The following is an 11566-nucleotide window of genomic DNA, read 5'->3' on the forward strand; positions in this document are numbered from 1 at the left end:
CAAGCCCTTTCGCTACGAGAGGTGTCTCTGCTCCGATGGCCATGTACCGCGGTCTGACCGCTGATGCACGCCGCGAGCAACGTTGTCGACAGCTCGTCGAGACGGCTCTCGACACGATCGCAGAGCGCGGGGTGAGATACCTGCGTGTGCTCTCGTCATCACCGCGCGTCACATCACCGGGCGCCCTTGAACGCCGATTCACACCGCCGAGTAGTGATAGGCGATGAGATGAGTTGCCCGCAGCGAAGCGTTGAGAAGGGGCAGGTGAATGGTGGACGACTGTCGTCGCCGACCGGTATACATACACTCAGCGGAAGACCCTCGCCATTGCGCGTCAAATCTGCCCTGCGTGGCAAAAGCGTTCGCGCCCAGAGGGTGAGGACGGCACCCAGAACCCGGACGGTGGAATCTCGATGACATCAGCACTCGTGATCGGTTCTGGACCCAACGGGCTCGCAGCCGGCATCACACTTGCCAAGGAAGGTATCGAGGTCACGGTTGCCGAGGCGGCGGCGACCCTCGGCGGAGGTCTACGCTCCAGTGAGCAGACCGTGCCCGGCCTGATCCACGATCATTGCGCTGCAATCGTGCCCACCGCGGTGTCGTCACCGTTCATGCGATCTTTGGATCTGGAACCGCATGGTGTGCGGTGGGCCTGGCCGGAAGTCGATCTGGTGCATCCGCTCGACGGCGGCGAAGCAGGGGTGCTTTACAGATCTTTGGACGCCACTGCGACCGCGCTGGGTGATGACGGACGGCGCTGGCGTGCTCTGTTCGGGTGGTTGTCCGAGAATTACGACCTCCTTGCTGATGATCTGCTGTCGCCGATGGTCAAAATCCCCCGGCGGCCGTTTCGATTAGGAATTTTCGGTATTCCTGCGATGATTCCGGCGACGGCGTTGTCACGCATATTCCGCACCCCGCAGGCGCGTGCGTTGTTCGCCGGAAACGCAGCCCACACGTGGGTACCTCTGAACCGACCGCCGACGTCGGCGCTGGCATTGATGTTCGGTGCGGTGGCGCATCGCTACGGTTGGCCGTGTGTCGTCGGAGGCACCGGGCGGCTGGCCGACGGCTTGGTCGGAGTTCTGCGTTCATTGGGTGGGCGAATCGAGACGGGGGTCAGCATCGATGCAGCCGCTCAGATCGCCGGCTACGACCTCGTCATGTTTGACACCGGTCCGCGTCTTCCGATGAAGCTGCTCGGCGATCGCATGCCCCTGCGTGTCCGCCGGGCATTAGACAGGCATCATTACGGTCCGGCAGCGTTCAAGGTCGACTTCGCTGTGCATCAAGGGATCCCGTGGACGAGTCCCTACGCCCGCCGTGCAGGTACGTTGCATGTGTGCGGTAGCGAGCGGGAAGTGGTCGTGGCCGAACGCGCGACTGCGCGCGGACAGATGCCGGAGCGGCCTTTCCTCGTCATCGGTCAGCAAGCACTGATGGATCCCGGCCGCGGTTCCGGCGACATGGTGCCCATATACGCGTACGCTCACGTGCCGCACGGGTATACCGGTGACGCCACGCAAGCGATTGTCAGCCAGATCGAGCGTTTTGCGCCGGGGTTCCGCGAGCGGATCGCCGCGACGGCCGTGCAGACGCCGGCCGATCTCGAACGAGACAACCCCAACAATGTCGGCGGTGACATCAATGGCGGCGCCATGGACATCGCGTCATTCATCGCCAGGCCTCGACTGTCCGCCGATCCGTACTGGCTCGGAGTGGGTTCCTACTTCCTGTGCTCTTCCTCTACCCCGCCAGGGGGTGGGGTGCATGGCATGTGTGGACACCTTGCCGCGCGTGCCGCGCTACGCCGGTTGGGGTAGTCGGTCTCGGCTCGTCCAGGGGCCACAGGGTTTTCGATTCCTCAGGAGGCGGTGGCGCACATTCTTCCATCCATCGAGAGCCGGGTGGATCTGGAAGCATCGCGTCACCGCTGTCGGGGTGCTGTGATCCACAGCGACAACATCCGGACGACCTCTTCGATCATCCGCTCGCGCTCTACTTCCGGCTCGATCGACAGCGCGATCCAGGGGGCGAAGTGAGCAATCACATGTGTCGACATGGTCGCCGCCAGATCGACATCAGGAACCCCCAGTTCGTCACCGTGTCGAAGCAGGTATGACCGTGTCACGCCCAAGACGTTCCTGGCGGCGGAAACGTGGCAGGCAGTGTTCGGTGGTACAGCGATGCGTGCGAAAAGTATGGATGCCAGTTGTGGTTCCGTGGTGCAGAACTCGATGGTGGCCCGCAGCATCGCCTCGGTGGCGTCCGCGTAGGAATGGGTCTGATAGGCCTCCATTCGTCCGGCGGCCAGCGCTTCCAAGCGCTTGACCCGGTCATCGACAAGCGCGTCGAGTAAAGCCTCTTTGTTGGGAAAATACTGGTACACCGACCCGATCGAAACTCCCGCGCGGGCGGCGATCTTGTTGGTGCTCATCCCGTCAAGCCCGACGTCGGCCAAAACCTGAGCAGTGGCTTCCAGCACCTTGCGGACAAGTGCGAGTGACCGCTCCTGGGTCGGCGTTCGCCGAACGGAACTCGCTGCTCGTGCGGGCCTGCGGATGTTCGGTGACGACACTGCGACTCCCGACGCGATGATTTCCTTGACATGAGCAGTAGCTCACTTTGTACTCTAGGGCACAGCCCTACTTGTGACCACGGCGCGGCAAAACGCCTGGCCTTCAGCGGTGTCGCCCGTACACCGCGGATTGTTGATCTCCGAAGGAGACACTGTGAGCAGTTCACCTCTGTGGTGAGCACTCACGTCTTCACGCCAGACAGTAAAGACTGGCTTCTGAGATGAATCCGTTCCCGGGGAGAGGTGAGACCAACCAACAGCGGTCGATGCGGTCGTCTATGCCTCAGCGGTCCGGAGGCGCTCAAGTCAAGGTCGATGTAAGGAGACGCGGGACGATGGGATTCTTGCAACCGACGTTGCCAGGGTATGACACGAAGAATTTCTTGGCGCGGCCGTATCTGGAGCGCGTCAAGCTGGGATGCCTGTTCGCAGCGGAGTTCGGCTGGGGTCTACCGAAAGTCGTCATTCTGATCTATATCGCCAAGTTGGCCGCGCTGTACGTGGTGGGCGGTGTCGTGGTGGCCACGCTGACCTCGGGTCTGAATCCGTTGGACCTGGCGTCGTGGTGGCCGGAGTTCATCGTCTACCAGAAGCTCGTCCTGTGGACCGTTCTACTCGAGGTGACCGGATTGGGCGGGGCGTGGGGTCCGCTGTCGCTTCACTTCACGCCGCGGGTCGGTGGCTACCTCTACTTCGCGCGGCGCCGCACGATCCGTCAGCCGCCGTGGCCGGATCATGTGCCGTTGACTCGTGGCGATGAGCGGACTGCCGTCGACGTCGGGCTGTATCTGGTGTTGATCGTGAGTCTGGTTGTGGCGCTGGTGTTGCCGGGGGAGGGGACCGGTGATCTGCCTGTCGAGCACGGTTTGGTGCGGCCGTGGAGTGTGGTGCCGGCGGTGGTGTTGCTGGTGTTGTTGGGCTTGCGGGACAAGGTGGCGTTCCTGGCGGCGCGTGGTGAGCAGTATCTGCCCGCGTTGATCTTCTTTTCCTTCTTCCCGCCGGTCGACATGGTGGTGGCGGCCAAGCTGTTGATCGTGTTGGTGTGGGTGGCTGCCGGGGTGTCGAAGCTGACGAAAAACTTCGCGTTCGTCATCCCCCCGATGATGTGCAATGCGCCGTGGATGCCGCGGCGGATCAAGCCGATCTTCTTCCGTTCTTATCCCGAGGATCTGCGGCCGTCACGGCCGGCGGCGATGATCGCGCACGTGCTGGGGACTTTCGTGGAGATCATCACCCCGCTGGTGCTGCTGTTGTCGACCAACAAGTGGGTGACCCTGGCGGCGGTGGTGCTGATGATCGGTTTCCACCTGACCATCATCGCGACCTTTCCGGCGGCGAATCCGTTGGAATGGAACGCGTTGTTCATGTACATCACCGCGTTCTTGTTCCTCACCTTCCCTGCCGGGGACGGTTTCGGGGTTCTGAATATGAATCCCTGGCTGTTGGTGTTGTGTGTGGTGGGTCTGACGTTCTTCCCGATCCTGGGCAATCTTCGTCCCGATCTGGTGTCGTTCCTTCCCGCGATGCGCCAATACGCCGGGAACTGGTGCACCAGCATCTGGGCGTTCGCCCCGGGCGCCGAGCACAAGATCGACGACCACGTCGTCAAGCCCGCCCTGACCATCCGCCGCCAGCTGGTCGCGGCAGGATTGGGCGACAACGCAGACTTCACCGCCGGGATCTCTACATGTTTCCGCTCGCTCCATGCGCACGGACGGGCGCACAATTCGCTGCTGTTGTGCACGCTCGGTCCCGACATCGACACCTACGGCATGTTCGACGGCGACCAGATGGCCGGCGTGTTGCTCGGCTGGAACTTCGGGGACGGGCACCTGTACGGCCCGCGGTTGATCGAGGCGGTGCAGCGGCGGTGTCACTTCGAGCCGGGGGAGTTGATCATCACCTACATCGAGTCGCAACCGATCCACAGGCAGTCCCAGGAGTATCTGGTGATCGACGCGGCGGTGGGTGTGATCGAACGCGGCAGAGTCCGCATCGATGACCTGATCTCCGAACAACCCTGGATTCCGAACGGCCCGGTGCCATTCCAGGCGACCTGGCGCCGCCCGAGATACAAGCGCGTTCGCCACTTAGCCGGGTAAGCGGACCGCCTGGTTGGCTGCTAGTGGTCGCCTACCGTGACGAGTCGCCCGCTCGGTGCTTTGCACCGGCAATCGCAAGCAAAGCCGCCGTCCCGTTTGCGTCGACCCATGCCATTGTGACTCAGCCTTCCCCACTTCACGGGTTCGGGCCTGAAGCCACCACGATCTGGGCCGCCTCACTCGACCGCCGTTGCGAGACTACGGAGATCGCTCGCCGCCGGGCCATCACTCGACACGACCAGCAATGACGAAGAAAGGCGACGATGGCGGACGGGTGATCACCCGCGGGGGAGATCGTGCGTCCTGCGTTGGGTTCTCCGATCCGGCTGCCTGACAGAACGGTGCGGCGCGGGCATGGCCGGTCACCGATGCGACCGGTCCGGCCACCAACTCGCCTCCCGGAGCAGGGTGGCGATGGCCGGCACCGTCAGTGTGCGGACGACGAAGGTGTCCAGCAGAAGCCCGCAGCCGAGGATGAAGCCGGCCTGGACCATGATGTCGACCGATCCGGTCATCAGGCCGAACATGCTGACCGCAAAGATGATTCCCGCTGAGGTGATGACGGATCCGGTACTCGCGACGGTACGCAGCACACCGATCCGCGTGTTGCGGCTGGACTCTTCTCGCAGTCGTGAGATGAGCAGCATGTTGTAATCGGCACCGACTGCAACGAGCAGGATGAAGGCCAGCAGCGGTACCGGCCAGGCGATGGCTTGTCCGAATCCGTACTGAAACACCAGCACTCCGATGCCCAGCGCCGCCGCGTAGTTCAGCACCACAGTCCCCAGAAGATAGAGGGGGGCGATGATGGCGCGCAACAACAGGATCAAGACGATGCCGACCACTATCAGCGTTGCCACACCGAGGCTGAGGAAATCCGCTGACAACAACTGCTGCAGGTCCGAATTGACCGCCGGGAAGCCGACCATCGAAATGTAGGTGCCGGTCAGGGAAGTATTCGGTGTAGCGGCTTCGGCTGTGTCGATGATGCGGGCGTTCAACTGCATCGCCTCCGCCGAGAACGGGTCATGTACAGACGTCACCGCGAATCGGGCGGTGCGTCCATCAGCGGAGATGAAGTGCTTTGCCATATCACTGAATTGGCGATTATCGAAGCTGCTCGGCGGCAGGTAGAACCCCGAAGCGGCGTCGGATCCTGTTGCGGCCCGGGCGGAATTCTGCAGCTGGACGGCGATCTGTCCCATCCCGCTCAGCATCTGGATGTTGCTGTCGGCCAGGGTGTGCACACCGAGCGCCAGGGCCTGGGCCCCTGATGCGAGGCGGGCGACTCCGTCTTGGAGGCGGCGCATGTTGTCCACGAGGTCCGTCGGACTGCCGGTCGCGCCCAACGCTCGCTGCATCGTCGTGACGGCGGATTGGAGACTGCCGATGGTGTCGGACAACGTCGTTTGTCGGCCGATGTGGTCACCCAGATCGGCCACTGACTCGAAGAAGCCACCGTTCCGTAACGTCACGAGAATCCGTGCCTGGTCGCGCAGCTGCGTGCATTGGGGCGTGGTGGCACACCACGGTGTGGTGTTCAGGCTCTCGGCGAGGGGTCCGATGGCTTCGATGGCGGCGGACGCTTGTCGAGTCAGTGGGCGCAGCTCGGGTCCACTGCGGAGTGCCTGATCAACCGCGGGTGCGGCGGCATTGAGTTGTTCGACCAGCGGGCGGGCCGCCTGCAACTCCCGGCCCGCTGCCTCGGCCTGGGTCAACAGTCCCGAGAGTGGCGTCAGAGCGTGTCGGAGCGTGGCGTCGAGCTGGGCGAGCCCGCCGGCCAGTTGATCTGCCCCGTCGGTGAGCTTGGCGAGGTCTGCTTCACCGGCCCGGCCCTTGGCGACGGACTCGGCCATTTTGTCCCCGATCTGGCCGTTCTGCCAAGACAGCTGCGCCTGCTCGAGCCGATCGCCGGTGGGACGGGTGACGCCGGATACCCGGGTGACCCCGGGGACCTGCTCGACACGCGATGCGAGCTGGTCGAGGTCGGCCAGTCCCTTCGCGCTTCGCATGTCGGTCTCGGACTGGACGAGCAGAAACTGGCTGATGGCGGTGTCTTTGTCGAAGTGCCGGTCCAGCAGCTGGTAGCCCTGGTTGCTGTCGGTGGTGGCGGGCTGCCCTTTACGGTCGTCGTAGCTGATGGTCATGGTGGCGGCGACACCGGTCAGGGCCAGCAGTACCACCATGCTGGCGACCAGCATCGGCTTCGGCCGTCGCACCACTGTGACGGCGATCCGGTTCCAATAGCGGCGCGACAGATCGGCGCGCGGTTCAGCGATGCCGCGCCTGGCAGCAAGGGACATCACAGGCGGGAGCAGCGTGACGGTGGCCAGGAAGCCGATCAGCACAGCGATGGCGCAGGCTGGGCCCAGGCCCTGGAAGATGCTGAGGCGGGCAAACACCATTGAAGCCAGCGCCAGCGCCACGGTCGCGGCCGAGGCCAAGATGACCCGCCCGATGCTTCCACAGGCATTGATGATGGCCTCTTCGGCTTCGACACCGAGCCGGCGCTGTTCGTGGTATCGACTGATGAAGAAGACGCTGTAATCGGTACCCGCGCCCAGCAGTATGACGATCAGAAAGATGGAGGTGAACTGTGAGACCGGCATGCCGATCTCACCGAAGCCCGACAGCACGCCCCGTGCCACCGCGACACTTACCCCGACCACCAGCAGTGGCAGCAGTGCGGTGAAGACGGAGCGATAGACGAGCAACAGAATCAGCGCGATGAGCACGGCGCTGGCTACCTTGACAAGCGTCGCGTCGTGCTCGCCGGCAGCAGTTTGATCGTGAAAGGTCGCGGCCGGCCCGGTGACGAAGATCGCGCTCGATGTCCCGGCGAATACCGATTCAGCATGCGCGCGTACCGCTTGCACCGAGGCGGCAGCCGTGGGATCGCCGAACGTACCGGCGATGCCTACTGGTAGGAACCAGGCTAGGCCGTCTTCACTGATCGCCTGCGAACTGGTGTCCGGGTCGGCCAGGAGGTCTTGAACCAGAAGGACATGATCCGTGTCGGCGCGTAGCGCATCGACCAGCGTGTCGTAGCGTTGGCGCATTGACGGGGTGAGCCCAGCCGGATCTTCCATCGCGACGACGATCGATGTCTTGGCGCCGTGTTCATCGAACGCGGCAGCCATGTCCTCGACTGCGCTGAACGACGCCACGTCGTTGGGCAGTAGTTGCACCGATTGCTGGCGGACCACCGTTTCCAGTTGCGGGAAGACCACCGCGAGTGCGGCAGCGACACCGATCCACGTGGCGATCACGAGCGCTTTGTGCCTGATGGTGAACCGGCCCAATGCCGCGAGGCGGGGGCTGTATTCGCCGCGTCGTGGTGGCGGGGGCGGTGTAGCGACGCTTCGCGGCGCGCCTGCGCCGGTAAGGGTCACCGCGGCTTCCACGGCCCGCGGTGTGTCACGCGATCTTCGCGGAGTTGCGCGTGCTGATCCATCGACAGCCCCTATCATCACTGGTGAAGCACTTCACCACAAATGTAGGTGACACTCTTCACCAAACTTGGGTGGCGCCGCAAGCCCCCGCACCGGAACCGGGAGGTGTACAACCCTTCGATGGCAATTCACCGCGGCCTCACCGCTGATCAGCGGCGCGAGCTACGCCGACATCAGCTCATCCAGGCGGCTCTTGATGCCATCGCCGAGGACGGGGTCCGGAACCTGCGTGTACGGGCCATCAGCGGGCGGGCCCGGCTCAACGACCGGTACTTCTACGAGAGCTTCCGCGACTGCCAGGAGTTGTTGCTCGCCGCCTTCGACGATCAGTTCACCCTCGCGCTCAGCGGCATCATGGCCACCCTCTCGGACGCGCCTCTCGAGCTCGAAGCGCGTGCCAGGACCATCCTGGAGTTCGCGTTCGGCTTCCTCGACGAGGATCCCAGGCGGCAGCGGCTACTGGTCGAACTGCAGACGGCCGAAGCCCTCGCGCCACGCCGCCAGGAGGTAACCGACGTCCTCACCCGCATCATGGTCGGACAGATCCGCCAGCTTCTGGGCGAGCGCGCCGGAACGGACGACACGGTGACGCTGACGGCACTCACCGTCAGCAGCGGTCTACTCGAGCTGGCTGCACAGTGGTATCGAAAGCAGGTCGAGGTCAGCCGATCTCAGCTCATCGAGTTCGCGACCGCGCTCGTGGTCACGACATCGGACATCACCGGTGCGGTCGAGCGTCAGATCGCCTCGCCGAAGTCCGGCAATGCCGACGGCGACAGGTGACTCGACGTCGGCGTCGCCGCCCGCGCGTCAGTGCTCCGAGCTGATTACCGGGTCAGGACATTCCGAAGCGGTCTGATCCGGTGACTCGCACCACCGCTGCGGGCGTCGCTCGTCTCAGGCCAGTCCGTTCAGAGCAGGCACGGTCCCAACCATCAACTGCGCGTAAGCCTTCCGGGTGTGCTCGGCGAGCGCGCCGACGTCGCTGATCGCGGCGGTGTTGGCGACAAACCCGAAATCCATGTGGTCGCAGTAGGAGCTGAGCGTCACGTTCAGTCCGATGGAGGCCGCCAGCGCCGACACCGGGAAAATGCCGGTCAGTTTCGCCCCGTTGAGGTAGTGCGCCCGGGTGTCGCCGGGGACGTTCGAAATCACCAAGTTGCAGGCCGGGTGGCCCACGCGGTCGAGGTGGGTCGATGCGCCCGCGCCGGCGAGGGCGATGAGTGCGACGGCGTAGGTCATCGCCGCATCGGCCGACATGGCGCCGAGTTCCGCCTTGGCCGTGGCGACCGAATGGGCCACCGTGCGCAGGCGCTCGGCCACCGGCGCCTCCGGCGGGCCGAGTCGCACAAACATCGCCGAGACACGGGTCCCCACGGCGTCGTCGCCGTCGTCGCGCAGCGACACCGGACACATCGCGACCAACTCGTGGGGATACGCCTGGCCGTTGTCCCGCAGGTAGGCGTGCAGACCGTGGTCGATGAGGGCAGCCGCGACGTCGTTGAGCGTGGCACCATGCCGATGGCCGATCCGATGCATCTCCGGCAGGGGCAGTGACAGGGTGGCGAAGCCGCGGGCTTGGCGCGGCGGCGCGTTCGTGGGGGCGTGCCCGGCGACAAAAGGCAGACTTCCCTCCACCTGCGATCCGAACATCGCGCTGAGCGCCTTGCGTAGTGCGCCCAGCGAGATCTGATTGAGGGCACCGACCTGGGTGACGGCGCCGTGAATCGCATCGCTGATCCGGTGCAGCACCGGTGGCGACGCCGAGGGCTCCCGTAGCGGCTGCGGCAGCGCGAATGCCGGTGTCGGAACGCCGGGTTCGTCGGACCGGCTCAACCCCTCGTACAACTTCCGCAGACCGGACACGCCGTCGATGATGCTGTGGTGGGTCTTGGTGTAGATCGCGAATCTGCCGCCCGGAACCCCGTCGATGACCCAGCACCGGAACAACGGCCGGTGACGATCCAGCATCGGCTCGTGCAGGTCCGCGACGAGCCGCAGCAGGTCCTCGTAGGAACTGCGGCTCGGCAGGGCGAGGTACTGCACGTGATAGTGCGGGTCCCAGCTATCGGCCTGCCGGAAGTGCGGTGCGGCCGCGCCGAGGAGTTCGGGCACGTAGTTGAACGGGGGCACGGGTTGGCAGCCGCGGTACGCCTCGACGATCGCCGGCACCGGCGACCCGCGGCCGGGGGGCTTTTTGAACAGCAGCATCGCTCCGACGTGCGTCGTGCCACCGGGCGACTCCATCAGTAACCAACCCAGGTCCAGCGGAGCGATCGCTGTGCTCATCGGGGCGCACCTCCACCTCAGCCCCCCGCTGTGGCGAGTGTGCACCCGAGGGCGCGCGAGCGCAGGTGAATACCGGGGATTCCACTGCGCCGGGGACGTGACTCGACCGCGACCGGTGGGTGGGCGCGGTCAGTCGAACAGCCGGTCGAGGGTTTCGCGCTCCAGCTCCCGCCAGCGCCGAACCTCTGCGCATGCCTTCTCGATGTCGTCCGGGGTGAGGTGCTCGGCGCCCTCGGGGGTGATTCGGCAGACATCCATCGGTCCACCGACCGTCGGCGAGGTCTCGTCGAGGGCATAGAGCACCCGCAGGGCTGCGATGACGCCGTAGGCCACCGGGCGTTCGTTCATCCGGAAGTTCGACAGCAGTGCACGCGCCTGCTGCGCCATCGGCGCTCCGCTGCCGATGGCCTGAAAACCGATGTCTTCGTAGTGGCCGATCAGGCCGTGCGGGTCGACGTCGACGATGAACGGCCTGCCGTCGGAGTAGCCGGCGGCGAGCAGATAGGTCGCGGGGGTGGATCCGCTTGCATCCTGCCCCGGGACCTTTTCGATGAAGTTCTCGTAGTGATGTTCGAGTACCGGCACCACCCGGGTCTGCAGTGCCCGTCCCACGTCGCTGGCTTCCACGATCGTCTCGGGCTGGGCCTCGAACATCTGCTCCAGATCGTGCAGGACGGCACGGGAGCCGCTGCCCGCCCAGGCGGCATGTTTGCCCAGGGCGTGCAGTTTCTGGGCCGGATAGCTCAGCCCCCGGTCGGGTTCGGTGATCTGCGAGTCAGCCGCGAGTACCAACCCGTCGGCGCAGCGCAAGGCCAATACAACGGTCACCTGCGCGATGGTCTCATGCTCGCCCGGGTGGTGCCTAAACGATCGAGCACGGGCCGACACCTGGGTGGGCGAGGTGTCAGGGTTCGACCAGGAACACCGGGTAGCGCGGCGCGAGAGGTGTGAAGTCCTCGCAACCCGCGGTCGGGTCGACGCCGAAGTAGTTCCGCGCGACGTACGCCGGAGAGCGTGAAAACGCGCGCTGACTCGCATATGCCCGCAGAACCGCGGGGCGGTCCTCGATCGGCAGTTCGCGCAGGCGGACCGCGCGCGAGCGGCCGTGTCGTAGAACCGCTCGGCCGTCGGCGGCGCGCACC

Annotated in this window: 8 protein-coding genes; 3 read left to right on the plus strand and 5 right to left on the minus strand. The window is 64.9% G+C overall.

Features of this window, described 5'->3' with window-relative positions:
- Nucleotides 1–413 precede the first annotated feature (413 nt).
- Nucleotides 414–1826: a phytoene desaturase family protein gene (locus ACNUDN_RS08860; RefSeq protein WP_419121598.1), complete on the plus strand. Its 1413-nt coding sequence runs from the start codon at nucleotides 414–416 to the stop codon at nucleotides 1824–1826.
- A 104-nt stretch (nucleotides 1827–1930) separates the two neighbouring features.
- On the opposite strand, the gene ACNUDN_RS08865 is transcribed toward ACNUDN_RS08860, so the two are convergent.
- Complete coding sequence (locus tag ACNUDN_RS08865) at nucleotides 1931–2581, minus strand: TetR/AcrR family transcriptional regulator (RefSeq protein ID WP_419121599.1); 651 nt, start codon at nucleotides 2579–2581, stop codon at nucleotides 1931–1933.
- Nucleotides 2582–2916: 335 nt separating this feature from the next.
- Between ACNUDN_RS08865 and ACNUDN_RS08870 the strand changes: the two genes are divergently transcribed.
- Nucleotides 2917–4683, plus strand: a complete 1767-nt coding sequence (locus ACNUDN_RS08870) for a DUF3556 domain-containing protein (protein WP_419121600.1) — start codon at nucleotides 2917–2919, stop codon at nucleotides 4681–4683.
- A 362-nt stretch (nucleotides 4684–5045) separates the two neighbouring features.
- Here ACNUDN_RS08870 and ACNUDN_RS08875 read toward each other — a convergent pair whose 3' ends face one another.
- Complete coding sequence (locus ACNUDN_RS08875) at nucleotides 5046–8153, minus strand: MMPL/RND family transporter (protein WP_419121601.1); 3108 nt, start codon at nucleotides 8151–8153, stop codon at nucleotides 5046–5048.
- A 102-nt stretch (nucleotides 8154–8255) separates the two neighbouring features.
- On the opposite strand from ACNUDN_RS08875, the gene ACNUDN_RS08880 reads away from it, so the two are divergent.
- Nucleotides 8256–8918, plus strand: coding sequence for a TetR/AcrR family transcriptional regulator (locus tag ACNUDN_RS08880; RefSeq protein ID WP_419121602.1), 663 nt, complete (start codon nucleotides 8256–8258; stop codon nucleotides 8916–8918).
- Nucleotides 8919–9032: 114 nt separating this feature from the next.
- Here the strand turns inward: ACNUDN_RS08880 and ACNUDN_RS08885 are convergent, their stop codons facing one another.
- The 3 genes from ACNUDN_RS08885 to ACNUDN_RS08895 form a co-directional block, all read right to left on the minus strand.
- Nucleotides 9033–10424, minus strand: coding sequence for a wax ester/triacylglycerol synthase family O-acyltransferase (locus tag ACNUDN_RS08885; RefSeq protein ID WP_419121603.1), 1392 nt, complete (start codon nucleotides 10422–10424; stop codon nucleotides 9033–9035).
- A gap of 129 nt (nucleotides 10425–10553) precedes the next feature.
- Entirely contained in the window at nucleotides 10554–11252 is a 699-nt protein-coding gene (locus ACNUDN_RS08890) for an Ntn hydrolase family protein (RefSeq protein ID WP_419121604.1), read from the minus strand.
- Nucleotides 11253–11328: 76 nt separating this feature from the next.
- The gene (locus tag ACNUDN_RS08895) at nucleotides 11329–11565 is read right to left on the minus strand and encodes a hypothetical protein (RefSeq protein WP_419121605.1); all 237 of its coding nucleotides are present in this window, start codon (nucleotides 11563–11565) and stop codon (nucleotides 11329–11331) included.
- Nucleotide 11566 lies beyond the last annotated feature (1 nt).

The sequence above is a fragment of the Mycobacterium sp. smrl_JER01 genome (assembly GCF_048513595.2).
GTDB lineage: Bacteria > Actinomycetota > Actinomycetes > Mycobacteriales > Mycobacteriaceae > Mycobacterium.

Coding starts and splice junctions, on each gene's coding strand:
- ACNUDN_RS08880 (WP_419121602.1), top strand. CDS start 8,256: ATGGCAATTCACCGCGGCCTCACCGCTGATCAGCGGCGCGAGCTACGC.
- ACNUDN_RS08885 (WP_419121603.1), bottom strand. CDS start 10,424: ATGAGCACAGCGATCGCTCCGCTGGACCTGGGTTGGTTACTGATGGAG.
- ACNUDN_RS08870 (WP_419121600.1), top strand. CDS start 2,917: ATGGGATTCTTGCAACCGACGTTGCCAGGGTATGACACGAAGAATTTC.
- ACNUDN_RS08860 (WP_419121598.1), top strand. CDS start 414: ATGACATCAGCACTCGTGATCGGTTCTGGACCCAACGGGCTCGCAGCC.
- ACNUDN_RS08875 (WP_419121601.1), bottom strand. CDS start 8,153: ATGATAGGGGCTGTCGATGGATCAGCACGCGCAACTCCGCGAAGATCG.